This is a genomic window from Saccharothrix texasensis, assembly GCF_003752005.1.
Taxonomy (GTDB): domain Bacteria; phylum Actinomycetota; class Actinomycetes; order Mycobacteriales; family Pseudonocardiaceae; genus Actinosynnema; species Actinosynnema texasense.
Genome location: NZ_RJKM01000001.1, coordinates 7,638,009 through 7,664,643, shown reverse-complemented (window position 1 = coordinate 7,664,643; position 26,635 = coordinate 7,638,009). Strand labels below are relative to the sequence as shown.

At 72.4% G+C, this 26,635-nt stretch carries 22 protein-coding genes; 12 read left to right on the top strand and 10 right to left on the bottom strand.

Annotation, left to right across the window (positions count from 1 at the left end; all coding sequences use genetic code 11):
- The first annotated feature begins 99 nt into the window (after positions 1–99).
- On the top strand, positions 100–3,741 hold the full coding sequence (locus tag EDD40_RS34495) for a patatin-like protein (protein ID WP_246038030.1): 3,642 nt from the start codon (positions 100–102) through the stop codon (positions 3,739–3,741).
- A 194-nt stretch (positions 3,742–3,935) separates the two neighbouring features.
- On the opposite strand, the gene EDD40_RS34490 is transcribed toward EDD40_RS34495, so the two are convergent.
- Positions 3,936–5,963 carry a glycosyltransferase gene (locus EDD40_RS34490; protein WP_123746621.1) on the bottom strand — a complete coding sequence of 676 codons (2,028 nt, stop codon included), beginning with the start codon at positions 5,961–5,963 and terminating at the stop codon, positions 3,936–3,938.
- Positions 5,960–6,586 (bottom strand): DUF998 domain-containing protein, encoded by a 627-nt coding sequence (locus EDD40_RS34485; protein ID WP_123748510.1) that lies wholly within the window; start codon positions 6,584–6,586, stop codon positions 5,960–5,962. The genes EDD40_RS34490 and EDD40_RS34485 overlap by 4 nt, the downstream gene beginning before the upstream one ends.
- Positions 6,587–6,723: 137 nt before the next feature.
- Between EDD40_RS34485 and EDD40_RS34480 the strand changes: the two genes are divergently transcribed.
- The 3 genes from EDD40_RS34480 (at position 6,724) to EDD40_RS34470 (ending at position 9,447) form a co-directional block, all read left to right on the top strand.
- Entirely contained in the window at positions 6,724–7,662 is a 939-nt protein-coding gene (locus EDD40_RS34480) for an ABC transporter ATP-binding protein (RefSeq protein ID WP_236594370.1), read from the top strand.
- Between the two features lie 65 nt (positions 7,663–7,727).
- On the top strand, positions 7,728–8,447 hold the full coding sequence (locus EDD40_RS34475; protein WP_123748509.1) for an ABC transporter permease: 720 nt from the start codon (positions 7,728–7,730) through the stop codon (positions 8,445–8,447).
- Between the two features lie 46 nt (positions 8,448–8,493).
- On the top strand, positions 8,494–9,447 hold the full coding sequence (locus EDD40_RS34470; protein ID WP_123746619.1) for a COX15/CtaA family protein: 954 nt from the start codon (positions 8,494–8,496) through the stop codon (positions 9,445–9,447).
- Here the strand turns inward: EDD40_RS34470 and EDD40_RS34465 are convergent.
- The 4 genes from EDD40_RS34465 to EDD40_RS34450 all read right to left on the bottom strand — a co-directional run bounded on the left by EDD40_RS34465 (position 9,384) and on the right by EDD40_RS34450 (position 13,652).
- The gene (locus tag EDD40_RS34465) at positions 9,384–9,848 is read right to left on the bottom strand and encodes a GbsR/MarR family transcriptional regulator (RefSeq protein ID WP_123746618.1); all 465 of its coding nucleotides are present in this window, start codon (positions 9,846–9,848) and stop codon (positions 9,384–9,386) included. The two genes, EDD40_RS34470 and EDD40_RS34465, sit on opposite strands and share 64 nt — an antisense overlap.
- Positions 9,849–10,028: 180 nt before the next feature.
- Positions 10,029–10,556, bottom strand: coding sequence for a DUF742 domain-containing protein (locus tag EDD40_RS34460; protein WP_211348289.1), 528 nt, complete (start codon positions 10,554–10,556; stop codon positions 10,029–10,031).
- A 7-nt stretch (positions 10,557–10,563) separates the two neighbouring features.
- A complete protein-coding gene (locus EDD40_RS34455; RefSeq protein ID WP_123746617.1) occupies positions 10,564–11,007 on the bottom strand; it encodes a roadblock/LC7 domain-containing protein in 444 nt (147 codons plus the stop codon).
- Complete coding sequence (locus tag EDD40_RS34450) at positions 11,004–13,652, bottom strand: nitrate- and nitrite sensing domain-containing protein (protein WP_123746616.1); 2,649 nt, start codon at positions 13,650–13,652, stop codon at positions 11,004–11,006. The genes EDD40_RS34455 and EDD40_RS34450 overlap by 4 nt, the downstream gene beginning before the upstream one ends.
- A 329-nt stretch (positions 13,653–13,981) precedes the next feature.
- Here EDD40_RS34450 and EDD40_RS34445 point away from each other — a divergent pair, with 329 nt between their 5' ends.
- Positions 13,982–14,398 carry a DUF485 domain-containing protein gene (locus EDD40_RS34445; protein ID WP_123746615.1) on the top strand — a complete coding sequence of 139 codons (417 nt, stop codon included), beginning with the start codon at positions 13,982–13,984 and terminating at the stop codon, positions 14,396–14,398.
- Positions 14,398–15,972 carry a solute symporter family protein gene (locus EDD40_RS34440; RefSeq protein ID WP_123746614.1) on the top strand — a complete coding sequence of 525 codons (1,575 nt, stop codon included), beginning with the start codon at positions 14,398–14,400 and terminating at the stop codon, positions 15,970–15,972. Before EDD40_RS34445 ends, EDD40_RS34440 begins: the two co-directional genes overlap by 1 nt.
- Before the next feature lie 95 nt (positions 15,973–16,067).
- On the opposite strand, the gene EDD40_RS34435 is transcribed toward EDD40_RS34440, so the two are convergent.
- Positions 16,068–16,919 (bottom strand): ATP-grasp domain-containing protein, encoded by an 852-nt coding sequence (locus EDD40_RS34435; RefSeq protein WP_123746613.1) that lies wholly within the window; start codon positions 16,917–16,919, stop codon positions 16,068–16,070.
- Positions 16,916–17,203, bottom strand: a complete 288-nt coding sequence (locus tag EDD40_RS34430; RefSeq protein ID WP_123746612.1) for a hypothetical protein — start codon at positions 17,201–17,203, stop codon at positions 16,916–16,918. The genes EDD40_RS34435 and EDD40_RS34430 overlap by 4 nt, the downstream gene beginning before the upstream one ends.
- A 103-nt stretch (positions 17,204–17,306) precedes the next feature.
- Between EDD40_RS34430 and EDD40_RS34425 the strand changes: the two genes are divergently transcribed.
- Both EDD40_RS34425 and EDD40_RS34420 read left to right on the top strand, forming a co-directional pair.
- Complete coding sequence (locus tag EDD40_RS34425; RefSeq protein ID WP_246038028.1) at positions 17,307–18,929, top strand: DUF885 domain-containing protein; 1,623 nt, start codon at positions 17,307–17,309, stop codon at positions 18,927–18,929.
- A 94-nt stretch (positions 18,930–19,023) separates the two neighbouring features.
- The gene (locus EDD40_RS34420) at positions 19,024–19,995 is read left to right on the top strand and encodes a quinone oxidoreductase family protein (protein ID WP_123746611.1); all 972 of its coding nucleotides are present in this window, start codon (positions 19,024–19,026) and stop codon (positions 19,993–19,995) included.
- A 90-nt stretch (positions 19,996–20,085) separates the two neighbouring features.
- Here the strand turns inward: EDD40_RS34420 and EDD40_RS34415 are convergent, their stop codons facing one another.
- A complete protein-coding gene (locus tag EDD40_RS34415) occupies positions 20,086–20,673 on the bottom strand; it encodes an FKBP-type peptidyl-prolyl cis-trans isomerase (RefSeq protein WP_123746610.1) in 588 nt (195 codons plus the stop codon).
- Between the two features lie 220 nt (positions 20,674–20,893).
- Here EDD40_RS34415 and EDD40_RS34410 point away from each other — a divergent pair, with 220 nt between their 5' ends.
- Genes EDD40_RS34410 through EDD40_RS34400 form a run of 3 tightly spaced genes read left to right on the top strand, consistent with a single transcriptional unit; the run spans position 20,894 to position 23,265 of the window.
- Positions 20,894–21,901, top strand: a complete 1,008-nt coding sequence (locus EDD40_RS34410; RefSeq protein WP_123746609.1) for a hypothetical protein — start codon at positions 20,894–20,896, stop codon at positions 21,899–21,901.
- 6 nt (positions 21,902–21,907) lie between these two features.
- Positions 21,908–22,555, top strand: a complete 648-nt coding sequence (locus tag EDD40_RS34405) for a cupin domain-containing protein (protein ID WP_123746608.1) — start codon at positions 21,908–21,910, stop codon at positions 22,553–22,555.
- A 59-nt stretch (positions 22,556–22,614) separates the two neighbouring features.
- A complete protein-coding gene (locus tag EDD40_RS34400; RefSeq protein WP_123746607.1) occupies positions 22,615–23,265 on the top strand; it encodes an HD domain-containing protein in 651 nt (216 codons plus the stop codon).
- Positions 23,266–23,351: 86 nt separating this feature from the next.
- Here EDD40_RS34400 and EDD40_RS34395 read toward each other — a convergent pair whose 3' ends face one another.
- Positions 23,352–24,275: a heme o synthase gene (locus tag EDD40_RS34395; RefSeq protein WP_123746606.1), complete on the bottom strand. Its 924-nt coding sequence runs from the start codon at positions 24,273–24,275 to the stop codon at positions 23,352–23,354.
- 255 nt (positions 24,276–24,530) lie between these two features.
- On the opposite strand from EDD40_RS34395, the gene tkt reads away from it, so the two are divergent.
- Positions 24,531–26,624, top strand: coding sequence for a transketolase (gene tkt / locus EDD40_RS34390; RefSeq protein ID WP_123746605.1), 2,094 nt, complete (start codon positions 24,531–24,533; stop codon positions 26,622–26,624).
- Positions 26,625–26,635: the final 11 nt, after the last annotated feature.

Genomic DNA, 26,635 nt, shown 5'->3' with positions numbered 1-26,635 from the left:
GGACGTAGGACTCTCGCGCTGCCGGGTGTAACCGGGTGGGGGCGGTGGGCGAGGTAGGGGGTGCGGGAGGATCGGAGGTCCGCGGGGAGGGGAGGCCTGGTGGACGTGCCCAGGGAGCAGATCCGGTTCGCCGTCGTGCTCAACGGGGGTGTGAGCCTCGCCGTCTGGATGGGCGGGGTCGTGCTCGAGCTCGACCGCCTGACCAGGGGCGACGGCCCGTACGCCGACCTGCTGGACCTGGTCGGCAGCACGGCCCGCGCCGACGTCATCACGGGCACGTCGGCAGGCGGCATCAACGGTGCCGCGCTGGCGTTGTCGCAGGTCAACGCCAACGCCCGGCTGGAACGGCTGCGTGACCTGTGGGCCGAGCAGGGCCGCATGGAGCAGCTGCTGCGCACGCCGTTCCGGGGGCAGCCCGCCTCGCTGCTGCGCGGCGACGAGTTCTTCCTCCCGCGGCTGCGCGAAGCGCTCGACCGCCTGACCTCGGACTTCGTCCCGCAGGAGGACCGGCCGGTCGACCTGCGCATCACGACCACGCTGCTCGCGGGCGTCCCCACGGTCACCCACGACGACCTCGGCCAGACCCTCGTCCAGGCCACCCACCAGGGCAGCTTCTCCTTCCGCCGCGACCCCGGCGGCCGGGACGACTTCGCCGCCGAGAAGCTGCCCGCGCTGGTCAGCCGACTGGCGCTGGCCGCGCGCTCGTCGGCGTCGTTCCCGTTCGCGTTCGAGCCGTCGTTCATCCCCGTCGCGCCCGGCGCCCCCGACGGCGACAAGCCCAACATGGCCGAGGTCGCGTCCTGGGCCAACGGCACCGACAACCGGTCCCGCTACGCCGTCGACGGCGGCGTCCTGGTCAACACGCCCACCAAGGAGGCGTTGGAGGCCATCGACCGGATGCCCGCCGAAGGCCCGGTGCGGCGGGTGATGCTGCTGGTGTTCCCGCACGCCCCCGAGGCGGTCGTGGAGCCGGTGGCCCCGGTGGACGGCGCGCTGCCCAGCACCATGGCCACCGGCGGCAAGCTGCTCGGCGCGCTGACCAGCCAGAGCGGGCGGACCTACGTCGACCGCATCGAGGAGCACAACCGCAACGCCGCGTCCCGCCGCGGCGGCCGCAACGCCCTGCTGGACCGGCTCGCGTCCGGCGGCTCGGTCACCGGCAGGGTGTACGCGCTGGCCGAGACGCTGCACGACCACTACGAGGACGTGCGCATCCGGCACGCGGCCCGTGACGTCACGACCCGCCAGTTCGAGGTGCCGGGCGCGAACGCCGCCGGCTGGACGTTCGAACGGGTCCGCGCGGCGGCCGAGGCGGCGCAGCGCGAGTACCGCGCCGACCACAGCAGGCTGCCGTACGTGCCGACGCGGCCGCAGCCCGCCGCGTTGCCGGCGCACGGCTGGCCGTGGGGCATCACGATGGCCGAACGGCTCGCGTCCGCCGCGATGGACGTGCTGAAGCGCCTGGTGTGGGTGATGCCGGACGCCCAGCGGCTCGCGCTGGCCCGCACGAACCTGTTCGACGTGCGGGCGAGGCTGCGCGCCGCCCGGGTCGAGCTGGACGGGCACTGGACCACCGAGGGCACCGAGGAGCTGGACCAGTCGTACTGGGAACGGCGGGTCGTCCGGTTCGCCGCGAAGATGCTGGACGAGCCGGACGGCGTCGGGCAGCGGGTGCGCGAGCAGGTGGAGCGGATCGCGGGCGTCCTCGGTGACGCTCACGACATCCTCGACCAGCTGGACGACGAGCAGCTGCGGGTCGGCGAGCTGCGGTCGTGGCACCGGCTGCTGACCGAGCCGCGCACCGACGCGGAGGCCGGGGCGGGCCTGGTGGCTGGCGAGCTGTGGCTGTCGCGGGTGCTGGCGCTGGAGGTCGCGACGACGTGCCTGGCCGACGACAGCCGCGGCGGCCTCGACCAGGCCGTGGAGCTGGTGCAGATCAGCCTGCAGACGCGCAACGCGTTCGCCGAGTACAGCGTCACCGCCGAGGACAAGGCGGGTGGCGCGTCGCTGCACCGGTTCTCCGGGTTCCTCAAGCGGTCCTGGCGGGTCAACGACTGGATCTGGGGGCGGCTCGACGGCGCGACCATGCTGTGCAAGGTGCTGTTCGACCCGAAGCGGCTGCTGCGCGTCGACCGGTTGACCGGCGCGGGCGGCGACCCCGTCGAACGGGCGGCGGCGAAGGTCGACGAGCTGGTGGCGCAGCTGTTCGGCGACGGCGTGCCGGACGAGCTGGCGCCCTGCGTCGAGCGGGCGAAAGCCGAGCTGGGGGCGGTCTACGCGAACCCGGAGGGCGACCACCCGCCGACCTGTGCGGCGTTGGCGGAGCTGGCCGCGTGGGGCCTGCACGTGCGGATCATCTGCGAGGAGCTGCCCGCGCTGCGCGCCGCGATCCTGGCCGACCGGCACGAGGGCGCGGACCGGCGGTCGCGCGGCGAGCTGTTCCTGGAGGAGCAGGCGGCGCTGCTGGCCCGGCTGCCGGTGCGCACGGACGCGGAGCGGGTCGAGGTGGGCGTGCGGGGGTTGAGCGCGTTCGACCGGGCGGGCATCGGGCGTGAGCCGCTGGTGCAGGAGGCGAGCAGCGACCAGGTGATCCGGACGGCGGCGACGGCCGCGGCGGTGGCGATCACCGTGGCCGACAGCGACAACTCCGGGCTGGGCACGGCGAAACCGCTGACCAGGACGTTGCGCGGGGCGGCGCTGCTGCCGTACTGGACGATCACCGGGCTGACCAGGGGCGGCCGGTTGGCGCAGTTCCTGGGGCTGCTCGGGTTCGCGCTGGGCGGGGCGCTGCTGGTGCTGTCGCTGTTCGACCTGCTGCCGCCGTGGGCGGTGGGTCCGGCGGCGGCGTTCGGCGGCGGCACGCTGCTGGCCGCGTTCGGCTACGCGGCGCTGCGCTCCGGGACGCTGCTGCACGGGCTCGTGCTGCTGTCGCCGGTGATCCCGCTGGTGACGGTGGCGATCGACCGGACCAGGAACGCGTTGGCGGGCGAGGCGGGCGACCAGGCCGTGACGGGCATGGTGGCGGTCGGCGGTGTGCTGCTGGTCGTCGTGGGGTTGCTGATCATCGGCAGCCTGCCCGCGCCGGTGGGCACGCCGCTGGCCGTGCTGGGCAAGATCCGGCTCAAGCCCCGGCTGCTGGTGCGGGTGCTCGTGGCGGCGGCGATCGTGGTCGGCGTGTGGGCCGTGGTGCGGTACCGGCTGTACGACCTCAGTCCGGCGCTGGTGGTGGTCGGCACGGTGGTGGCGATCGTGTTCGGCGCGGTCACGTCGTACGTGCTGGGCAGTTCGCTGCGCCGGTGGCGGCAGGTCGACGGGGTGTGGGACACGGAGGCCGCCGAGCCGCCCGCGTCGGCGACCGCCGGGTGGGCCGCCGTGTACGGGGCCGTGCTGCTGGTCGTCGCCGCGGTGGTGCAGGTGTTCTCGCTGCGGTTCACCGGGTGGGAGGCGGTGCTGGGCACGGCGTTGGCGTTCGGCTTGGTGCTGCTGTCGGTGACGACGTGGTGGGTGCCGCTGCGGGCCAGGCGGACCATCGCCACGTCCCTGGTGGAGCAGATGTCCATCGTGGACTTCGAGGCGGAGGACGTGGCCGAGGTGCTGCTGCGGCGGCTGGAGGGGCACGGGATGCTGTTCAAGTTCCTCACCGAGCTGGACGCCGACGGCAAGCCCCGCCTCAACGCCGGTGGTCTCCGCGTCGCCCACCGCGCCGCCTACCGCTCCACCACCGGCTCCGACATCGACTGACCCCCGCGAGAGTCCTACGTCCACGCGGCGAGAGTCCTACGTTCAGGGCCCGTGAATTCAACGCTCGCACTGTGGGCTCGCGCGTTGAGCGTTGAATTCAGGTGTCGTGGACGTTGGACTCTCGCGGCGCGAACGTTGGACTCTCGCGGCTTGGACGTTGGACTCTCGAGGGGTGGGGGTTGGACTCTCGAGGGTCAGGCGGCGAGGGCGGGGGTCTGCTCGACGGCCGGGAGGCCCAGGGCGCGGGCGTAGAGGGACTCGAAGGTCTCCAGGGTCGTGTCGATGGCGTGGGCGGCGATGAGGTCGCCGGACGCGGCGCCCATCCGGGCGGTGACGGCGGGATCCGCGGTGACGGCGTGCAGGCGGTCGGCCAGGCCGCGCACGTCGCCCGGCGTGAACAGCCAGCCGTTGCGGCCCGGTTTGCACAGGTGCGGCAGCGCCATCGCGTCCGCGACCACCACCGGCTTGCCCGCCGCCATCGCCTCCATCGTCGCCAGGCTCTGCAGCTCCGCGATGCCCGGCATGCAGAACACGTCGGCCGCGGCGTAGGCGTCCAGCAGCTCGGACTCGCTCACGAAGCCGCGGAAGCGGACGCGGTCGGTGATGCCCAGGTCACGCGCCAGCAGCTCCCACTCCGCCCGGCACGACCCGTCGCCCACGACCTCGGCGTGCAGCCGCGGCACGAGCGCCAACGCCCGCAGCAGCTCGTCGACCCGCTTCTCCTCGTCCAGCCGGCCCACGAACAGCACGGTCGGCGCGTCGGTGTGCCGCACGGGGCGGCGCGACCGGTAGCGGTCGATGTCGATCCCGCACGACACCGGCACGGCCCGCGCCGGGAACCCGTTGTCGTGCAGCAGCTGCACGGCACGCGGCGTCGGCGCGGTCACCACGTCCGCGAGGCCGAACACGCGGCCCAGGTCACGCCACGCCCACCGCGACGCCACGCCCTGCGACCACGCCGGCACGCGGGCGTGCCCGAACAGGTTCTCCGGCATGAAGTGGTTCGTCGCGACCGTCGGGATCCCCCGCGACGCCGCCTCCCGCAGCGCGTACCGGCCCACCACGAAGTGCGCCTGGACGTGCACCAGGTCCGGCCGCAGCCCTTCCAGCAGCGCGCCGACGTCCTTGCGGACCTGCCACGGCAACCCGATGCGGAACGTGCGGTGGAACGGCGTGCGGTGCGAGCGCACCCGGTGCACGGTGATCCCGTCGGCGCGCTCGGTGCGGGCCGCGCCGTCCGCCGACACGCAGATCACGTGCACGTCGTGGCCGCGGCCGGCGAGGCCGGTGGCGAGGCGGTGGGCGAACCGGGCCGCGCCGTTGACGTCCGGGGGGAACGTCTCCGCGGCGATCACGATCCGCATGGCGCGTCCGTTGGTCACTGTCGTCTCCGATCTGGTGGGAACTGCGGGAAGGGTTCGAGTGCGGGCCAGCGCGACGACGCCGCCGACGGCGACCGCGGCGCAGGCGAGTTCGGCCACGCCGACCAGCGGGCTGGTCCGGGTCGCCTCGCCGAGCAGCCCCGCGCCGATGCCGACGGCCACGAGGGGGTCCACCACGGTGAGGCAGGCGACCGCGAGGTGCGGCGGTCCGCTGGCGTAGGCGTGCTGGATGAACCAGCCGCCGACGACGAGGGCGGCGACGATGCCCGCCGCCGAGAACGCGGTCGTCCACACCAGGCCGCCCTGCTGGACGTCCTGGGACACCGACCGCATGAGCACCGACACGAAGCCGTAGGCGACGCCGCCCGCCGCGCCGAACCCGAGGGCGCGCACCGCCGGCCGGGTCGACAGCACGCCGACCAGGCCCGGGACCGCGATCAGGCCGAGCGCCAGCAGCGCGGCCTTCAGCTCGGCTTCCGGCGCGACCGCGGTGGGCGTGGCGCTGCCCGCGGCCAGGAGCACGAAGGCGCCCACGCCGAACGTGGTCCACGCGACCGCGGGCAGCTCGCGGCGGCGGCCGTCGAGCACCGCGGTGATGCCGATCGCGACCACGCCGACCGGCTGCACCACGCTCAACGGCGCCATCCCCAGGGCCGCCGCGTGCACGCCGGCGCCGAGGACGAGCAGCACCAGGCCCAGCAGCCACCGGGGCCTGCGCAGCAGCTCCAGGACCCGCAGGGCGGTGCCCTCGCCGGCCCGCACGGCGTCGTGCTGCAGGCGTGCGGCGAAGGCGAAGAACACCGCGCCGACGACGGCGAGCAGGACGGCGAGCCACGTCATGGCGTCTCCTCGCGGCGCAGGACGGCGGAGGCCAGCGCGAACAGCAGGCCGTAGAGCAACGCGAACAGAACACGCTCGAAAAGCCCGAGGACGACCGCGCCGCTGCCCGGGAAGAGCACCGAGACGTGGCTGAGCATGAATGCCACCGAGGTGATTGCGGCAGCAATGGAAAAACGACGCAGGGTGGTACTGGGGATGAACGTCCGGGAAATCAGCCACCCGGCCAGCGGCAGGCTCGCGAACATCACCGCGCCCGCGTAGCGGTGCACCGCGCCGGAGAACGACGTGGGCGCGCCGATCGGGTCGGTGGGGAACACCGTCGCCACCGCCAGTCCCGCCGACCACAGCCCCATCAGCACCGCCACCGGCCCCCGCCTGGGCAAACCCGCCCGGATCAGGGTGACGAGCAGGCCCGCCGACGCCGCCGCCAGGGTCAGCGAGGTCGCGGCGAGCAACCCGCTGCCGTGGTCCACGAAGATGTAATCGCTGATCGTGCGGGCGATCGGGCTGAGCTCACCGACCGACGCCACGTGCAGGTAAACAATCGGGAACAACGACAGGACGAGTCCCCCGACGACCGGCGGCGACACCGCCGTCCGACTTTCCCCCCGGATCTCCACCACGAGGAAAATCTTCACCCGGAATGGTGACCGAAGATATCGGGAACACCCCCGAGACGACCCTGAAGCCACCCGGAGAACCCTGGTGGGGCTGACCCCACCACCGGGGTGGGGCCGGCCACGCCCTAGGCTTCCGCGTCGTGAGCCCGCACCCCCAGCACCCTGCCGTGGAAGTGTCGGGGCTGGTCAAGCGCTACGGCTCCACCGTCGCGGTGAACGGACTCGACCTCACCCTCGACACCGGCTCGGTCCTCGCGCTCCTCGGCCCCAACGGCGCCGGGAAGACGACGACCGTCGAGGTGTGCGAGGGGTTCCGGGCGGCCGACGGCGGCGAGGTCCGCGTCCTCGGCCTCGACCCGGGACGCGACGGCGACGCGTTGCGGCCCCGCATCGGCGTCATGCCGCAGGGCGGCGGCGGCTATCCCGGCGTGCGGGCCGACGAGATGCTGCGCCTGGTCGCCGCGTGCGCCGCGAACCCGCTCGACCCCGCGTGGCTGCTCGACGTGCTCGGGCTGACGTCCTCGGTGCGCACCCCGTACAAGCGGCTGTCCGGCGGGCAGCAGCAGCGCCTGTCGCTGGCGTGCGCCCTGGTCGGACGGCCCGAGCTGGTGTTCCTCGACGAGCCCACCGCCGGCATGGACCCCCAGGCCCGCCGCCTGGTGTGGGAGCTGGTGTCGGCGCTGCGCGCGGACGGCGTGAGCGTGCTGCTCACCACCCACCTCATGGACGAGGCCGAGGCGCTGGCCGACCACGTCGTCATCGTCGACGCCGGCCGCGTCGTGGCGCAGGGCAGCCCCGCCGAGCTCACCGAGCACCACGCCGACGACCGGCAGCTCCGCTTCCGCGCCCGACCCGGGCTGGAGCTGACGCTGCTGCGCGACGCCCTGCCGGAAGGTCTGCAGGTGCGCGAGGCCAGCCGGGGCACCTACCTGGTGCACGGCACCATCGACCCGCAGGTCCTCTCCACGGTCACCTCGTGGTGCGCCCAGCAGGGCGTGCTGGCCGAGGAGCTGACCGTGGCCAGGCGCAGCCTGGAGGACGTGTTCCTGGAGCTGACCGGCAGGGAGCTGCGCTCGTGACGGAACCACCGACCTTCGCACCGGGCACGTTCACGCCCGCGCCCGGCCGCGGCAAGCTCGGGCGGATGCTGGTCGCCCAGGCCCGCACCGAGACCCTGCTCACCCTGCGCAACGGCGAGCAGATCCTGCTGACCGTGCTCATCCCGGCGGCGCTGCTGGTCGCGATGAGCCTGATGGACGTCATCCCGGTGCCCGAACCGCGGGTCGGCTCGGCCACCGCGCGCATCCTCGCGCTGGCCGTGATCTCGTCCGCGTTCACCGGGCAGGCGATCGCGCTGGGCTTCGACCGCCGTTACGGCGTGCTCAAGCGGCTCGCCGCGACCGCGCTCCCCCGCTGGCTGCTCGTCGCCGGACGGGTCGCCTCGGCGTTGGCCGTGGTCGCCGTGCAGGTCGTGATCATCGCGGTGATCGCGCTGCTGCTGGGCTGGCGGCTGCCGTCCGCGACCGGCCTGCTGTGGACGGCCGTGCTGATCGTGCTCGGCACGCTGTCGTTCGGCGCGCTCGGCGTGCTGCTCGGCGGGGCGCTGCGGGCGGAGGTCGTGCTCGCGCTGGCCAACATCGTGTGGTTCGCGCTGCTGCTCGTCGGCGGTGTCGCGCTCGGCCTGGACACCCTGCCGGCGTGGCTGGCGACCGTCGTGGACGCGCTGCCGTCCGCCGCGCTCGCGCTGGCGCTGCACGACGCCGTGGTCGACGGGGCCGCGCCGCGACCCGGCCACGTCGCCGTGCTCGTGGTGTGGGGCGTGGCCGCGGGCGCGCTGGCGACGAGGACCACGAAGCTCGGGTGACACCCCCGGGCGGCGGTTCTCAGCCAGTGGTACCTACCATCGGGTCGTGTCCGTCCCATCCTGGTTCACCACCTTCCTGAGCACGTTCCAGCGCGCGTTCGCCATCGCCGTCGTGATCGCCCAAGGCGGCATCGCGGTCACCGGGTCGATCGTGCGGGTGACCGGGTCGGGCCTCGGCTGCCCCACCTGGCCGCAGTGCTTCGAAGGCAGCCTCGTGCCGGTCGAGCACCCCGAGGTGGCGTCGCTGCACCAGTGGGTCGAGTTCGGCAACCGCACGCTGACCGGTGTCGTCGGCGTCATCGCGGGCCTGTGCGTGCTGGCGGCGTGGTTCAACCGGCCGCGGCGCAAGCGGGTCGTGGTGCTGGCGCTCGTGCAGTTCGGCGGCGTCGTGGTGCAGGCCGTGATCGGCGGGTTCACCGTGCTCACCGGCCTGCTGTGGTGGACGGTGAGCGTGCACTTCCTGGTGTCGATGGCGCTGGTCTGGTTCGCCGTGCTGCTGGTCGCGGCGCTGGGCGAGGGCGACGAGCCCGCCCGGCCGCGCGTGCCCCGGCCGCTGCTGGCGCTGCAGGGCGTGCAGGCGGTCGTGCTCGGTCTGCTGCTGCTGGCCGGCACGTTCGTCACCGCCGCCGGGCCGCACGCGGGCGACGCGGCCACCCCGCGCCTGGACGTGTCGGTGGACACGCTGTCCCAGCTGCACGCCGACCTGCTGTTCCTGTTCCTGGGCATGCTGGTCGCGCTGGGCTTCGCGCTGCGCGGCCACCCCGTGCCCCGTCGGCCCTACTACGCGCTCGTGGCCGTGGTGCTGTCGCAGGGCGCGCTGGGCATGGTCCAGTACTGGACCGGTGTGCCCGAGGTGCTGGTCTCACTGCACGTGCTGGGCGCCGGCGCGGTCGTCGTCGCCACCGCCGCCCTGTGGGTCTCCACCCGCGAACGGCCTCAGCGCGACGACGAGGGCCTGCGGTCCCAGACGGCGGGCAGCTCCGTCGCCAGCCACGTGTAGAGGTCGTCCACGGTCCGCAGCCGCACGGCGCGTTCCGGGTCGCCGCTCATCAGCCGCATCCCGGCCTCGGTCAGCTCGCGCACGCTCACCATGGCGTCCAGCTTGCGCTGGATCAGGTCGACCCACCGCTTCTCGTTGATCCGGTACTGCGCCGCCTGCCGGCCGCGCCGCGTCCGCTTCGTCACCAGACCGGCGTTGACCAGGAACTTCAGGTTCGTGCTGATCGAGCCGCTGCTGGCCTCCAGCTCCTGCGACAGCTCGGCGGCGGTCCGCTCCGTCGGCTGGCACACCAGCAGGTAGCCGAGGATGCGGCCCCCGATCAGCGGGATGCCCTCCTCGGCGAAGTGCGCGGCGAACCGCTCGATCCACGCCGACAGCCGCGTTTCCCGTCCGACGCTCATCCGACCCCCTCGGCTCGACGACCGGCACTTCGGTCGACACTGAAGCCACGATAGGTCGTGTGCTGATCATCACGCAAAGGCGGCGCGCCGGGCCGAGCGTTCAACTCGGGTGTTCCGAACGTAGGACACGGTGGTCCTGAACGTAGGACACGCGGCGGGTGGAGGGTGGACTCTCGCGGGTCAGAGGCGGCGGAGACCCGCCAGGACGCGTTCCATCAGGCCCAGGTCCGGCAGCTCGCCGTCGGAGGTGGCGGTGCGGTGCACGTCGATCAGGCCGCGTTCGGCCATGTCGCCGAGCAGCACCTTCGCCACGCCCAGCGGCAGGCGCAGGAGGGCGGCGATCTCCGCCACCGACCGCGGCCGGGACACCAGGGCGATCACCTCGTGGTACTCGGACTTCATGGCTCCCGGGTAGTCCCAGTCCACCGCCGACACCAGCGTCTCGATCTCCAGCTGGAACGACGAGGTGGTCCGCCCGCCGGTCCACGAGTAGGCGCGGACGATCGACGCCGCCTCCTCGCGCGGGTACTCGAACTCGTCCTCGTCGTCGAAGACCGGGCGGTGGGGTTTGGTGTCCCCGCTCCCGGCCTGGTGCTGCTCGGGCTTCGGCCGCTCCTGCCTGCGACGGCGGGAGGAGTCGAGGCTGAACCCGTTGAGCAGGGCGGCGAACGTCTCGTCCGACGCCCCGGTCTCCTCGTTCCGGTCCATGACCACCTCACGCAGAAGGGCGGGCCATCATCCGCTTCGCGCCGTGGAGCTGGGCGCGCAGCTCGGGGGTCAGGAGCTGGCCGACCTGGTCCACGACCACGGTCATCTCGTAGGCGACCTGGCCGACATCGGCGTCCGGTGCGGCCAGCACCGCGAGGCACGAGCCGTCCCTGATGGACATCAGCAGCATGATCCCGTACTGCATCTCGATCACCGAGCGCAACACGCCGCCGCCGTCGAAGCACCTCGCCGCCGACTCGGTCAGGCTCGCCACGCCCGCCGCGATCGCGGCCAACTGGTCGGCCCGGTCGTCGGGCAGCCCGTTGGACGCGGTCAGCAGCAGGCCGTCCACCGAGATCACCACGGCGTGGGCCACCCCGGGCACGCGATCGGCGAAGTTGCTCACCAGCCACCCGAACTGGTCGACCTGTCGCGACTTCTGCGTGCTCATCCGCTCTCCTGCCCAGCTCGATTCTCACCGGAACCCCGCACACCTTGCCGGATCCCGGTCTGGTAGCTGGCGAGGAAACCGCGTGTCGCCTGCGGATCCCTCCGTACGGGTGCCACCCCGTCGGGCGCACTCGGCCGTTCGGCCACCAGATTGGTCCGCGGCTGCCTCTTGGGCAGTTCCGCCGGAATGTCGTTCTCGGGCTTGTCGTTCACGGGCGCCTCCCCGCGCGCGTGGGTGTCCGCGGCCCGGTGCCGCGCCGGTTCCCCCGGCCCCGAGGGCGCCGGTCCGGTGGACGCCGGTCCGGAGGGCGCCGGCGCGCCGCCGAACCAGGTCGAGGCCGGCCGTCGCGGCGCGGACGCGGGCGTGGCGGGCGGCGCGGCGGGCGGCTCGTCGACGGTGCGCCCCCGGAAGGGGGACCACCCGTCGTCCTTCAGCGGCACGGCGGGCGGCAGGACCGGCTGCGGGAGGACGGGCGGCGACGCGGAGGCGCGCGGCAGGGCCGGCTGGGGCCCGGTCGACGACGAACCCGCGGCACGCGGCAGGACCGGCTGGGGGCCGGTCGGGTACGGCTGGGCGCCGGCGGCGCGGGGCAGCGCGGGCTGCGGCCCGGTGGAGCGGGGCTGGGCGCCGGCGGCGCGGAGAGCCGGCTGCGGCCCGGTGGACGGTGACGGCGCCGGGATGGCCGGCTGCGCGGCCGGCGGGCGGGCCGGTGTCGGGCCGGTCGCGCGGACCAGCTCGGCGGGCAGCGCCACGACCGCGCGCAGCCCGTCGCCCTGCTCGCGCAGCGACACGTCGATGCCGTGCCGGCCGGCGAGCCTGCCGACCACGTACAGGCCGAGCTGGCGCGACACGGGCAGCTCGCCGGAGTCCTCCGACGCGGCCAGCGCGATCCGGCGGTTGGCCTGCGCCAGGTCCTCCTCCGACATGCCGACGCCGACGTCGACCACGTCGACGAACACGCCGCCGCCGGGCCGGGCCCGGCCGCCGACGACCACCTGGGTGCGCGGCGGCGAGAACGCGGTGGCGTTGTCCAGCAGCTCGGCGACCAGCCGGACCAGGTCGCCCGCGGCGTAGCCGACGACCTCGACCGACGGCGTGGTCTGCACGACGACCCGCTGGTACTGCTCGATCTCGGACGCGGCGGCGCGCAGCACGTCGCCCAGCGGCACCGGGCGGGTGAAGCGGCGGGCCACGTCGCTGCCGGAGAGCACCATCAGGTTCTCGTTGTTGCGGCGCATCCGGGTGGCGAGGTTGTCCAGCTTGAACAGGTTCGCCAGCTGCTCGGGGTTCTCCTCCTGCCGCTCCAGCTCCTCCATGAGCTTGAGCTGCCGCTCCACCAGGCCCTGGCTGCGGCGGGACAGGTTGATGAACGCGTTGCGCATGCCGGTGCGCAGGTCGGCCTGCTCGGCGGCGGAGCTGACCGCCTGCCGGTGCACCGCGTCGAACGCGCGCGCCAGCTGGCCGAACTCCTCCCTGGTGTGCACGGGCACCGGCGTGACGCTCACGTCGTGCGCGGCGTTCTCCCGCAGCTGCGCCACCAGGGTGGGCAGGCGGTGCTCGGCGACGTCCAGGGCGGCGGTGCGCAGCGCGCGCAGGGACCGCAGCAGGTAGCTGCCGACGACGTAGCCGACCGCGGCGGCGGCGAACATCGAGGCGAGCAGGATCACCGACGCCGCGCCCGCCCGGTCGCTGGTGGCGTCCTGCAACCGGCTCGCGGTGGAGGTCAGCTGGCCCTCCAGCGACCGCAGCACGACGCCGAGCTGCCTGAGGGTGGCCTCCGAGCCGCGGTTCCAGGCGTCGGCCTTGACGAACAGCTCCACCGCGGTGGAGTTGGTGCGGATCTGCTGGAACAGGCTGTTGCGCAGGTCGACGTCCTGGCCCGCCACGGTGCTGCGGTAGTCGGCCTGCTGCTGCGGCGTGGCCACGGCGGAGAAGTCGGCCAGCTTGTCCTGCTGGCGGGTGTAGGACTGCTCCAGCGCGGTGACCTCGGAGTCGAGCAGCCGGACGCGGCTGATGCCCGCCTGCACCGTCGCGTGCTGCCAGGACACCTGCTCACCGGCCATGGCGAGGTTGTGCAGCGCGGTCGCGGTGCCGGACAGCGCCGGGTCGCCGAAGTCGCCGACCATGGCCTGGTCGAAGTCGAGCAGCGCGCGCAGCACCACGGTGTAGCCGCCGATGCCGCCTTCCAGGTCGACGCTGCCCGAGACCACCCGTTCGCGCAGCTGCGGCAGGCCGTCGAGCTGGACGACCACGTCGCGGAACCGGGCGTTGGCGACCTCGCCGAGGGTGGTGGTGCGCTCCATCAGGTTCCGCACGCCGGCGGTGGCGTTGTCGGTGGCCCGCGTCAGCTCCCGGAACTCGGCCTCGGGCACGCCGGCGCCCTCGGTCCGCTGCGCCGACCGCGCCCGTTCCGCCTGCACGCCCGCGATCAGCGGGTCCATGCCGGCACGCAGCGTGACGACGCGCTGCATCGAGGAGTAGGTGTCGGCGCTCTTGACGTACCCGCGGATCTGCACCACGCCCGCGCCCACGGCGACGAGCACGGGCACCGCCAGCACGGCGGCGAGCTTGACCGGCAGACGCCAATTCCGCCAGTCCGCGACGGCGCTCCACCACTGCCCGCGCGCGTTGTTGTCGCCAGTCACCAGACAAGCCCCGGAAAGTCCGTAGTTGTTTCGAAGTTGAACGACGTCGACGCATTGATGACCGACGAGCGTGATGTTGCTGGGCGGATAGTAGGTGGTGGACAGGCGTGGGACAACGACCTTGCGGTAGGTCCTCATCCGATCGGCGCAGCGTGACGACCCGGGGCGCCTCGGATGCCAAACGAGACAACGGTCCGGCATCGACTGAGCAGCGGCGACACGACCGTTGGCGGCACGTCGTTGACTGGCGGCGCAGCGCGGTTACGCTGAGCGCCCGCCGGCGGCCGCGCATCCGCGTGCTCGGCGAGGCAAATCCCCGTGGAGGATTGATGACGAAGGCGATCCTGCCTCCGACGGATTCCAGACCCGCCCGCGGCGGGCGCGGCTTCGCCACTTTCGACGACCCCGGGTCTTCCCTGTTGGTCGACGAAGCGGGCGACCCGGACTTCGTCGCGCTACAGGCGAGCGCTGATTTCCGCGAGCTCCGCCGGCGGATAACGATCTTCGTGGTCCCGGCGACGTGCGGATTCCTGCTGTGGTACCTGGGTTATGTGGCGCTGTCGGCGTACGCGCCCGACTTCATGGCCACGCCGGTGTGGGGCGTGATCAACGTCGGCCTGCTGTTCGGGCTGCTCCAGTTCGTCTCCACCATCGCGCTGACGCTGGGCTACGCCCGCTACGCGCGGCGCACGCTCGACCCGCAGGTCGTCGCGGTCCGCGCGCTCACCGCGGAGGACCAGGCCTGATGGGCGGCAACACCACGATCAACCTGGGCGTGTTCGGCGTCTTCGTGCTGATCACCCTCTACATCGTGTACCGGGCGGGCAGCCGCAACGCCACCGCGTCGGACTACTACGCCGCGGGCAGCAGCTTCACCGGGCCGCAGAACGGCATCGCGCTCTCGGGCGACTTCCTGTCCGCCGCGTCGTTCCTCGGCATCTCCGGCAGCATCGCGGTCAACGGCTACGACGGGTTCCTCTACTCCATCGGCTGGGTCGTGTCCTGGCTGCTCGGCCTGATGATCATCGCGGAGCGGTTGCGCAACACCGGCCGGTTCACCCTCGGCGACGTGCTGGCGTTCCGGATGCGGCAACGCCCGGTGCGCGCCGCGGCGGCCAACGTGACCCTGGTGATCTCGCTGTTCTACATGATCGCGCAGATGGCGGGCGCGGGCGCGCTGATGGCGCTGCTGCTGGACGTGCACAGCAAGGTCGGCCAGTCGGTGATCATCGCCGTGGTGGGCATCGTCATGGTGCTGTACGTGCTGGTGGGCGGGATGAAGGGCACCACGTGGGTGCAGATCATCAAGGCCGTCTTCCTGATCATGTGCGTGACGCTGCTGACGGTGTTCCTGCTGGGCAAGTTCGGCTTCAGCCTGTCGGCGATCCTGGAGACGGCGTCGCGGAACACCCCGCTCGGGCCCGAGGTGCTGGAACCGGGCGTGCGGTACGGCGCCACCCCGACCAGCCGGCTCGACTTCATCTCGCTGGCGCTGGCCCTGGTGCTCGGCACCGCGTCGCTGCCGCACGTGCTGATGCGGTTCTACACGGTGCCGAACGCCCGTGAGGCGCGCCGCTCGGTGGTGTGGGCGACGTGGATGATGGCCACCTTCTACCTGTGCACGCTGGTCATCGGTTTCGGCGCGCTGGCGCTGGTCGGCTCGAAGGAGATCTCGGCGGCGCCGGGCGGCGAGAACTCGGCCGCGCCGCTGCTGGCCTACGAGGTCGGCGGCGCGGTGCTGCTCGGCGTGGTGAGCGCGGTGGCGTTCGCGACGATCCTGGCGGTCGTGGCCGGTCTGACGTTGACGGCGTCGGCGTCGTTCGCGCACGACGTGTACGCGAACGTGATCAAGCGCGGTCAGGCCGACCCGCGGTCGGAGGTCCGGGTCGCCCGGCTGACCGCCGTGGTCGTCGGTCTGCTGGCGATCGTCGGCGGCATCGCGGCCAACGGGCAGAACGTGGCGTTCCTGGTGGCGCTGGCGTTCGCGCTGGCGGCGTCGGCGAACCTGTCGACGATCATCTACTCGATGTTCTGGAAGCGGTTCAACACGCCGGGGACGCTGTGGGCGGTGTACGGCGGGCTCGGGTCGTGCATCTTCCTGCTCGCCTTCTCCCCCGCCGTGTCCGGCGCGAAGTCCTCGATCTTCCCCGACGTCGACTTCGCCTGGTTCCCGCTGAGCAACCCGGGCCTGGTGTCGATCCCGTTCTCGTTCCTGTGCGGCTACCTGGGCACGATCCTGAGCAAGGAGAAGGCCGACCCGGCCAAGCAGGCCGAGATGGAGGTCCGGTCGCTGACCGGCATCGGCTCCGGCCTGAAGTGACACCAGCGCGGTGAGCCCGCCGGAACGCCGGGGCCGCGTGCTCCGGCGTTCCGGCGGGGGCGGTGTTCGGCGGTTCGGGCGGGTTCGGCGTGCGGCTACCGCCGGGAGAGGGCCGTCCGGACGGCTGAGGCGAACCGGAGCGGGGCGGTGGCGTCGGTGTGGCGGAAGCCCAGCGAGGGTTCGACCAGTTCCAGTTCCAGCAGCAGCGGGGCGTGGTCGGGACCCGGGATCAGGTCCACGCGCGCGTAGAGGAAGTCGGGGCGGCGCAGGCCGGTCAGCTCGGCGGCGGCGTCCAGGACGTCCTCGGCGACCCGGCGTTGCGCGGGTGACGGCGACGCGCCGGCCAGGCGTTCCACGATGTACAGCCCGGACTCGTCGTACTCCGCGTCCGGCGTGAGCATGGCGCCCTTGGTGAACGCGTGCGAGTACTGGCCGCCCAGGAACACCATCGCGGTCTCGCCGACGGAGTCCACGTGCGACTGGTACGGCTGCACGAGCGCGGGCGCGGCCAGGGCGGCCAGGTGCGCGGCGGCCGTCTCGTGGTCGCCGGCCGCGACGCGCAGCGCGCCCCGCGACCCCGCGCCGACGGTCGGCTTCACCACGAACTCGCCGTCCGGCCAGTCGGCGAAGCCCGGCCCGGCCACCGCCGTCGGCACGACGGGCACGCCGTGGCGCGCCAGGTCGACCAGGTAGGCCTTGTCGGTGTTCCACCGCACCACGGACGCCGGGTTCACCAGCGCGGGCTCGGCGTCGCACCACGCCAGGAACTCCGGTAGCCGCTCGGGGTAGTCCCAGGTGGACCGCAGCACGACCAGGTCGGCCGGCGTCGACGTGCCCCACGCCGCCCACGACGCGTGCACGCCGACGTCGGCGAGTGCCCCGACCAGGGCGTCGTCGTCGCCGTCGCCGGCGGGCAGCGCGTCGCAGGTCGCGAAGACGACCTTCACCGGCCGGCCATCTTCCGCCGGTGCGCCGGCCCGATCTTCACCGCGGCCGTCGTCTCCCGGTCCCACTCGTGCCGCTCCAGGTCGGCGACGGCCTCGACCAGCGCCTCCGCCGACGCCACGTCCGGCAGCACCACGTCGCCCATGGCGCCGTCGTCGCCGACCAGCACGACCCGCGCGCCGGCCCGTCCGACGTGCTCCACGACCGCCCGGGAGGGCTTGCCGTGCGCGGCCACGAACGCCGTCGCCGTCTTCACCGCGCGCCCGATCTTCTTGTCCTCTGCCACGTCGGCCAGACTAGAACCTGCCGGTAACTTCCGCGCACGTGACGGCACTCACGGGCCCGGGACATGCCGGCCCGCCCCCGGACCGCGGGGTAGCTTGCGGGGCGTGACCGATACCCCACACCTCACCCACCTGGTCGAACAGTTCCTCGCGTGGCACTTCGACCGCAACCCGGGCAGCGCCGCGATGTTCGGCTCGTCGGCCCACGACCACACCCTCGGCGATTTCAGCGCGGGCGCGTTCACCCAGTACGAGCGCGACGCGGGCACGTGGCTCGACCGGTTCGTCGCGGTCGAGGTCGACGACCTCCAGGGTTCGGTGGACCGCGACCTCGTCGTCGCCGTGCTGCGCGGTGTGCGGGCGAAGGCGACGTGGCCGGAGTGGCGGCGCGACCCGTCCGTCTACACCTCCGCGGTGCTGTACCCGTTGTTCAGCGCGTTCCTCAACCGGCTGCGGCCGGAGCCGGAGCTGGTGGCGAGCGTGGTGCAGCGGCTGGCGGAGGTGCCCGCCGTGCTGGCCGCGTGCCGGGCGAACCTGGACGTGGGGCTGGCCGCGCCGAGGATCGTGCGGCGGGCCGCCGACCAGGCCCGCACCGGGCGGGCGTTCCTGACCGCCACGCTGCCCGCCGAGGTGTCCGACCCGGCGCTGCGCGCGGAGCTGGCCGAGGCCGCCGAACCGGCCGCGCGGGCGTTCGACGAGCTGGCGGCCTTCCTGGACGAGTTCGGCGGCCGCGCCGGGGGCGACTGGCGGATGGGCGAAGGGCTCTACTCGACGCTGCTGCGCGAGCAGGAGGTGCTGGGGTACGGCGCGGCGGAGCTGCACGAGCGGGGCCGAGCCGCCTACGCCGAGCTGGACGCCGAGATGCGCGAGCTGGCCGGCGCCGACGACTGGCACGCGGTGATGGCGGCGTTCCAGGACGACCACCCGCCGACGCCGGAGGCGATGCGCGACGAGTACGAGGCGGAGACGCGGCGGGCGCGGGCGTTCCTGGTCGAGCACGGCCTGGTGACGTTCGCCGAGGGCGAGGAGTGCCGGGTGGTGCCGTCGCCCGCGTTCCAGCGCCCGGTGCTGTCGGTGGCGTCCTACATGTCGCCGCCGCCGCTGACCGACCAGCGGACCGGCCACTTCTTCGTGCCGTTCCCGCCGGACGGGTTCACCGCCGAGCAGACCACCCAGCGGCTGCGCACGAACTCGCGCGCCCAGCTGGCCACGATCGCGGTGCACGAGGCGTACCCCGGCCACCACTGGCACCTGTCGTGGCTGGCCGCGCAGGACCGGCCGGTGCGCAAGGTGTTCCGCACGCCGTACTTCTCCGAGGGTTGGGCGCTGTACGCGGAGAAGCTGCTGCGCGAGCACGGCTACTTCACCGCGGAGGTCGTCGGCGACGCGGCCAAGGCGCGGGCGCAGGAGCTGGCGCACGTCGAGGCGCGGTTGTTCCGCGCGGCGCGGATGATCGTGGACACCGCGCTGCACTGCGGCGGGATGACCGTCGAGGAGGCCGAGGAGTTCATGACCACGAAGGCGTCGCTCACGCCGGGCACGGCGGCCGGCGAGGTCAGCCGGTACTGCGCCTGGCCGACGCAGGCGCCGTCGTACCTGACCGGCGCGTTGGAGATCGAGCGCATCCGGGCCGAGCACACCGGGTCGTTGCGCGAGTTCCACGACACCATCGCGGGCGCGGGCGCGTTGCCGCTCGGCCTGGCGCGCAAGGTCGCTCTCGGCAGGTGAGACACGTCGCCGGCGGCGGTCGGGCGCGGAACAGGCGGGCCGTCGCGGCGGTTGGCGTAGTGACGTAGGGACAGAGCAACCAGGAGGACGACAGATGCCCAAGGCAGTGGTGGTGCGCGCGACCGGCGGGCCGGAAGCGCTGGAGTTCACCGACGTGGCGGCGAAGTCGCCCGGCGCGGGCGAGCTGCTGGTGGACGTGGCCGCCGCCGGGGTGAACTTCATCGACTGCTACCACCGCGAGGGCCGCTACCCGCTGGCGCTGCCGTTCGGGCCGGGGCAGGAGGGCGTCGGCCGGGTGAGCGCGGTCGGGCCGGACGTCACCGGTGTCGCGGTGGGCGACCGGGTGGCCTGGGCGCAGACCATCGGCAGCTACGCGGAGCAGGCCGTGGTGCCCGTGAAGGACGCGGTGCCGGTGCCGGAGGGCGTGGACGACGACACGGCCGGCGCGCTGCTGCTCCAGGGCCTGACCGCGCACTACCTGGTCGCGTCCACGTACCCGGCGCGGGAGGGCGACACGGTGCTCGTGCACGCCGCCGCCGGTGGTGTGGGGCTGCTGCTGGTGCAGTTGGCCAAGGCGCGGGGCGCGCGGGTGATCGGCACGGTGTCCACCGAGGAGAAGGAGGCGTTGGCGCGCGAGGCCGGCGCCGACGAGGTGATCAGGTACGACCGGGTCGACTTCGTGCCCGAGGTGCGGAGGCTGACCGACGGCGTGGGTGTCGCGGCCGTGTACGACGGCGTCGGCGCGACGACGTTCGACGGGAGCCTGGCCAGCCTGAAGCCGCGCGGCACGCTGGCGTTGTTCGGCGCGTCCAGCGGGGCGGTGCCGCCGTTCGACCCGCTGCGGCTCAACCACGCGGGTTCGGTGTTCCTGACCCGGCCGTCGCTGGGCGCGCACGTGGCGACCCCGGAGGAGAGGCAGTGGCGGACCGGCGAGCTGTTCGCCGCCGTCCTGGACGGTTCGCTGAAGGTGCGGATCGGCGGGCGCTACCCGCTGGCCGAGGCGCGGCGGGCGCACGAGGACCTGGAAGCGCGCCGCACCACCGGCAAGCTGCTGCTCCTGCCCTGACACCGGCGGGCGCCGGCGGAACCCGGGCCCGGACGCGCGCAAGGGCGGCCCCGCGCGGGACCGCCCTTGCGCCGCTCCCGGCGGGACGACTCAGCCCGCGACCTTCACCGCGTCGATCACGAAGATCAGCGTCTCGCCCGGCTGGATGTCGCCCTTGCCGTCCGGGTACCCCTTGTCCGACGGCACGACGAGCAGCCGGCGACCGCCTTCCTTGAGCCCGATCAGGCCCTCGTTCCAGCCCTGGATCACACTGGCCTGGCCGATGTTCGCCAGCTCGAACGGCTCGCCGCGGTCCCAGGACGCCTCACGGGTCCGCTGGTCGCGGAACGTCGCCAGCACGTAGTGCAGCTGGGCGGTGGAGCCGGGCTTGATCTCCGCGCCGGTGCCCTCGGTCAGGTCCTCGACGACCAGGCCGTCCTGCGGCGTGCAGCCGGTCGGGACGGTGATCGTCGGCTTCTCCCCCGCCGCGCCGGTCACCTGGTACTGCGCCACCTCGCACGGCGGGCCGCTCGGCTCGGGCAGGTCGGCCTCGGTGGGCCGCGCCTCGGGCTGCTCCGCGGTCGCGGACGGGGTGGTGGTCAGGGTGGACGGCCGGTCGCTAGCGGTGCACGCGGTCAGCGCCAGACCGGCGGACAACAGGGAGACGAGAGCGAGGGCCGTACGGCCGACAGTACGCATGGTTGCCGAGCTTAGGGTTCACGCCCGCGCGGCGCGCCGCGGCCCCACGGCAGGCCCAACGCCGGTCACGGTGCGCTGCTGTCGATCTACGAAACAATCCGCAAATGTGCCACTAATTACCGCTTCCGCCGTTGCTCGGGCGCGCGTACAGTAACTCCGCGCACTTGATCGCATACCGACAGCATTCGGCCGATCGAGTGCCCACCAAGGAGGTGACCTCGTGTCCGCGGAGCCGAAGGGCGTCCGCAGCAACTTGTTACAAGAATTGTTCTGGACCAGAACAGGCCTGCTCCTGCTCACCCTGGTCGTCACTTCCGGCAGCAGTCTGGCCATTTCCAGCACAATGGATCAAGGAGCGCTGCGCACGTTCCTCACGTCGGTCGGCACCGGCACCCTGATCTCCGCCGTGGTCGGTTTCGGTCAGACGTTGATCACCAATTCGGCCGCGCAACGGGCGTTGATCACACCGGTCGTGGAGGAGAGCCGCCGGGCCCTGCGCGACCTCAACGCCGAGTACCGGGCGCTGGACCGCGAGTTCTTCCCCACTCACGTGTTCGAGCCGACCGCACGGCCCGACCCGGCGTTCAACCAGGTCATGATGCAGGACCTCGAACGCACCCGGCTGTACGTGTTCCGCGGCTTCGCGGGTCGCTACGCGGCGGGCCGGCTGCTCCTGTCGCAGTCGGAGTGCGAGCTCAGAGCCGTCCTGGCCGACCCGCGGGACGATGACGCGATCAGCGGGCGCGCGCGGTACCTGCTGCGCAACGAAGGCGTGGACGGCGACTACGACGCGATCGCCGAGCGGTTGCGCGAGCAGATCTCCATCGGCCTGGTGGGCTTGTTCCTCGCCCGCGGCCGGTGCTCGCGGATCGACCTGACGATCGTGTCCGACCCGCCGCTGGACCGGCTGGAGCTGTTCGACGACAGCGTCTGGCTCACCCTCTACAGCAACACCAGCGCGGGCGTCATCCGCTTGTACCCGCGCACGGTCCGGTTCGCCGAGGGCTCGTTCATCTACGGGATGGAACGTGCCGAGTTCCTGCGCATCAGCAATTCCAAGGCAGGGCTCCACATCGTCATCACCCCGGGCACCAGTCGGGCGGACTTCCTCGCCCTGTTCGAGAAGATCACCGGCAACCCGCTCACCGAGGACGGGTTCCGGTCGCTCGAGGAGAAGTTCCACCGATTCCGCAAAGAATTCTCCGCCTCCGCTCAGCTGGGGAGCTGATAAGTCGTGCTCACCGAGTTCACCGGGTTCTCCGCCCTCGCGGAGCTCGCCACGCTCATCGCCGTGGCCGACCCCCCTGTCGTCGACCACTGGGGACACGTCGAGAGGCGTTTCCGGGAGTGGGCGGGCCGACCCGGCCTGCGGGAGAGGCTGCGCGGGCACCTGCGCGCCCTCTCACCGCAGGACGAGATGCGCGTCGTGGCCAGGTCCCGCGAGACGACGACCCACTTCGCGTGGTGCCTGCGGGACGAGCCGGCCGAGCCCTTCACGTTCTGGCTGCACGAGTACAAGCCGCAGCGGGACTGGCGACCGGGCTACGCCGACTCCATCCACAACCACCGCTACCACTTCTGCACCACCATCCTGTCGGGCTCCTACCTGCACGAGCGCTTCACCGCGGACGTGACCGACGACGGCCGGCGGATCGTGTCCACCACCCTGCTGCGCAGCGCCGAGGCCCACGAGGGCGCCTCGGGCACGATGCTCGCGCACGAGTTCCACCGCATCCCGAAGGCCGCCGACGACACCATGACGTTCCTGGTCAAGTCGCGCGCGGTCAGCCCGTGGAGCCTCAGCTACGACCCCGACACCCGGACCAGCCACCGGCACGTGCCGGTCGAGGCGAGGTTGGAGGTCCTGACGAACAACCTGTAACCCGCGCCAACGATCTTCGCGCGCACCTACCATCGGCCCACCCGGCACGGGAGGGTCCAATGAGTACTGTCACCAAGGCAGTCACGGCGCAGGCGATCTCCGAGGTGCGGGGCGAGGTGTGGCGGCTGTGCCGCGACCTCGCCGCGAAGCTGCAGTTCCACGGCTGGCACCACGTCAGCTTCGTGCGGGACAAGGCCGTCCACTTCGCCCGGCGCAACGGTTCGGACGTGACGCTGGTCGAAGTGGCCGCCCTGGTCCACGACGTGAACTACATGGTCCGGCGCAACTCGCTGCCGGTGGACGGCAGGCGGCTGCGGCTGGACATCCTGGCGCGCGCGGGCGTGCCGGACGACGTGGCGGCGCGGGTGGACGCCGTGGTCGAGGAGGCCGAGATGCGCACCCGCCACCGCGACATCTCGCTCGAGGCGCAGGCCCTGTCGGACGCGGACACGCTGTTCAAGGCCCTGCCGGTGACGCCGGTGGTGCTCGCGCCCAAGTACCTCGAAGAGAACGGCATCACGCTCAAGGAGCTCGCGCACAAGATCGTCGGCGAGCAGCGGGGCAAGCACGACGCGGGCTACTACTTCTACGACCCGGAGGCGGCGGCCACCTACTCGCGGTGGGCCACGGCGAACCTGGAGCTGTGGTCGTGCATCGTGGAGTCGCTGGACGACCCCACCGTCACCGAGCTGCTGTCGGCGGTGTCGTAGGCCACCCGTTCGACTGAACTTCACCGCACCCTGTCCGACCTGCGGTTCCGGCCGTTATCCGCAAATATGCGGAAAGTGCATCAAGGTCAGAACGGCCAGCCGAGCACCGGCAGGCCGATCACCGCGTCCACGGCCAGGCCGCAGAACACGAGCATCAGGTACAGGTTCGACAGGTGGAAGAACTTCATGGTGTTCGTCGACCCGCCGCGCCGCACGACACCGTGCAGCCGGTGGGCGAACACCGCGAACCACACGCCCGACGCCGCCGCGACCGCGACGTAGATCCACGACGTCACCGGCGCCAGCAGCAGCGTGCACCCGACCGTGATCCACGAGTAGATGACGATCTGGCGGGTGACCTGCTGCGCCGTCGCCACCACCGGCAGCATCGGCACGCCGGCGCGCGCGTAGTCCTCCTTGAACTTCATCGCGAGCGCCCACGTGTGCGGCGGGGTCCAGAAGAAGATCACGCCGAACATCACCAGCGCGGGCCACGCCACCGTGCCGGTCACCGAGGACCAGCCGATGATCACCGGCATGCAGCCGGCCATGCCGCCCCAGATGATGTTCTGCGAGGTACGGCGCTTGAGCACGAGGGTGTAGACGAAGATGTAGAACAGGATCGTGGCCACCGCGAACACGGCCGACATCAGGTTCGTGGTCAGCCACAGGAACCCGAACGACACCACGCCGAGCACGATGCCGAAGACCAGCGCGTTGCGCGGCGGGATGGCGTCCTTCGCCAGCGGCCGGGCGCTGGTCCGCTTCATCACCGAGTCGATGTCGGCGTCGACGTAGCAGTTCAGCGCGTTCGCCGAGCCCGCGGCCAGGGTGCCGCCCGCCAGGGTGCACGCGATCAGCCACAGCGGCGGCAGGCCGCGGGCGGCCAGGAGCATCGCCGGGATGGTGGTGATCAGCAGCAGCTCGATCACCCGTGGCTTGGTCAGCGCCACGTAGGCGCCGACGACCTGCCGGGGCGACCGCGCCGGAGCCTCGGTGACGGCACTCATGGCGTCGCGCTCCTCGTCAGGTCTGGGGATGGACAGATGGTAACCGCGTGGTGTCCCAGCAGCCCGTTCGGGTACTCCCTGAACGCACCAACGACCCCTGTGCGTACACCCACAGAGCGTGAGTGCCACGCGTGTCCGCTAGTCGGACTAGGCTGGCCGGCGGACCTTGGTAGCCGCGGATCGGGCCTGACGGGATCGATTAAGTTCACGCCGGCCGTCACAACCGCCGCCTAGTGAGTTTGGAGCTGGAAGTCAGTGTCCGTCACCGATGACATCGCCCGGTTGACCGAAGCCCACCTGCCCGAAGATTGGACCGACCTCGACAAGCGCGCGGTGGACACCGCGCGCGTCCTGGCCGCCGACGCCGTGCAGAAGGTCGGCAACGGCCACCCCGGCACCGCCATGAGCCTCGCGCCGCTGGCGTACACGCTGTTCCAGCGCGTGATGCGGCACGACCCGGCCGACGCGGACTGGATCGGCCGCGACCGGTTCGTGCTCAGCGCCGGCCACTCGAGCCTCACGCTGTACGTCCAGCTGTTCCTCAACGGCTACGGCCTGGAGCTGGACGACCTCAAGGCGCTGCGCACGTGGGGCTCCAAGACCCCCGGCCACCCCGAGCACCGGCACACCAACGGCGTGGAGATCACCACCGGCCCGCTGGGCCAGGGCCTGGCCTCCGCCGTCGGCATGGCGATGGGCGCGCGCCGCGAGCGCGGCCTGTTCGACCCGGACGCGCCGACCGGGCAGAGCCCGTTCGACCACGACATCTTCGTGATCGCCTCCGACGGCGACATCGAGGAGGGCGTGACGAGCGAGGCGTCGTCCCTGGCGGGCACCCAGAAGCTGGGCAACCTGACCGTCGTCTACGACGACAACAAGATCTCCATCGAGGACGACACCACGATCGCGCTGTCCGAGGACACCGCGAAGCGCTACGAGGCCTACGGCTGGCACGTGCAGGTCGTCGAGGGCGGCGAGAACGTGGCCGGCATCCTCGAGGCGCTGCGGAACGCGAAGGCCGAGACCGAGCGGCCCTCGTTCATCCTGCTGCGCACGATCATCGGCTACCCGGCGCCGACCAAGCAGAACACCGGCGCGGCGCACGGCTCCGCCCTGGGCGGCGACGAGGTCGCCGAGGTCAAGCGCATCCTGGGCTTCGACCCGGAGCAGACCTTCGAGGTCTCCGACGAGGTGCTCGAGCACACCCGCTCGGTCATCAAGCGCGGCGAGGCGGCCAAGTCCGAGTGGCAGAAGTCGTTCGACGCGTGGGCGCAGGCGAACCCGGAGCGCAAGGCGCTGCTGGACCGCCTGGTGAACAACGAGCTGCCCGAGGGCTGGGCCGACGCGCTGCCGTCGTGGGACCCGGACCCGAAGGGCGTGGCCACCCGCAAGGCGTCCGGCGAGGTGCTGAACTCGCTCAAGGACGTGCTGCCCGAGCTGTGGGGCGGCTCGGCCGACCTGGCCGAGTCGAACAACACCACGATGAAGGGCGTCGAGTCGTTCGGCCCGGAGTCGATCTCCACCAAGATGTGGAAGACCAGCCCGTACGGCCGCACGCTGCACTTCGGCGTCCGCGAGCACGCCATGGGCTCGATCCTCAACGGCATCGCGCTGCACGGCCCCACCCGCCCGTACGGCGGCACGTTCCTGGTGTTCAGCGACTACATGCGCCCGGCGGTCCGGCTGGCCGCGCTGATGAAGTCCCCGGTCGTCTACGTGTGGACGCACGACTCCATCGGCCTCGGCGAGGACGGCCCCACGCACCAGCCGATCGAGCACCTGGCCGCGCTGCGCGCCATCCCCGGCCTGACCGTCCTGCGACCGGGTGACGCGAACGAGACCGCCGCCGCGTGGCGCGCCATCGTCGAGAACGCCGAGGGCCCCAAGGGCATCGCCCTGACCAGGCAGAACCTGCCGGTGCTCGAAGGCACCAAGGAGAAGGCCACCGAGGGCGTCGCGCGCGGCGGCTACGTGCTGGAGGGCGACGAGGACCCGGAGCTGATCCTCATCGCGACCGGCTCGGAGCTCCAGATCGCGGTGGAGGCGCGCCGGGTCCTCGAAGCCGAGGGCGTCGCCGCCCGGGTGGTGTCCATGCCCAGCGTCGAGTGGTTCGACGCGCAGGACAAGGGCTACCAGGAGCAGGTGCTGCCGTCGTCGGTGAAGGCGCGCGTGGTGGTCGAGGCGGGCATCGCCCAGCCGTGGCACCGGTTCGCGGGCGACGCGGGCGAGATCGTGTCCATCGAGCACTTCGGCGCCTCGGCGGACTACCAGACGCTGTTCCGCGAGTTCGGGTTCACGACGGAGAACGTCGTCGCGGCGGCCCGCCGCTCGCTGGCCCGGACCAAGTAAAAGACTTCAGG

Excerpts from the sequence above, each read along its gene's own strand:
- EDD40_RS34490 (WP_123746621.1), bottom strand. The coding sequence starts at position 5,963 with ATGACGTGGCTCGCCGTCCTGCTCGCCGTCGTCGGCGCGGTGTTCTTC.
- EDD40_RS34460 (WP_211348289.1), bottom strand. The coding sequence starts at position 10,556 with ATGGACCGGAACGAGGAGACCGGGGCGTCGGACGAGACGTTCGCCGCC.
- EDD40_RS34420 (WP_123746611.1), top strand. The coding sequence starts at position 19,024 with ATGCCCAAGGCAGTGGTGGTGCGCGCGACCGGCGGGCCGGAAGCGCTG.
- EDD40_RS34415 (WP_123746610.1), bottom strand. The coding sequence starts at position 20,673 with ATGCGTACTGTCGGCCGTACGGCCCTCGCTCTCGTCTCCCTGTTGTCC.
- EDD40_RS34455 (WP_123746617.1), bottom strand. The coding sequence starts at position 11,007 with ATGAGCACGCAGAAGTCGCGACAGGTCGACCAGTTCGGGTGGCTGGTG.
- EDD40_RS34440 (WP_123746614.1), top strand. The coding sequence starts at position 14,398 with ATGGGCGGCAACACCACGATCAACCTGGGCGTGTTCGGCGTCTTCGTG.
- EDD40_RS34395 (WP_123746606.1), bottom strand. The coding sequence starts at position 24,275 with ATGAGTGCCGTCACCGAGGCTCCGGCGCGGTCGCCCCGGCAGGTCGTC.
- EDD40_RS34465 (WP_123746618.1), bottom strand. The coding sequence starts at position 9,848 with ATGAGCGTCGGACGGGAAACGCGGCTGTCGGCGTGGATCGAGCGGTTC.
- EDD40_RS34475 (WP_123748509.1), top strand. The coding sequence starts at position 7,728 with ATGCTGGTCGCCCAGGCCCGCACCGAGACCCTGCTCACCCTGCGCAAC.
- EDD40_RS34445 (WP_123746615.1), top strand. The coding sequence starts at position 13,982 with ATGACGAAGGCGATCCTGCCTCCGACGGATTCCAGACCCGCCCGCGGC.
- EDD40_RS34400 (WP_123746607.1), top strand. The coding sequence starts at position 22,615 with ATGAGTACTGTCACCAAGGCAGTCACGGCGCAGGCGATCTCCGAGGTG.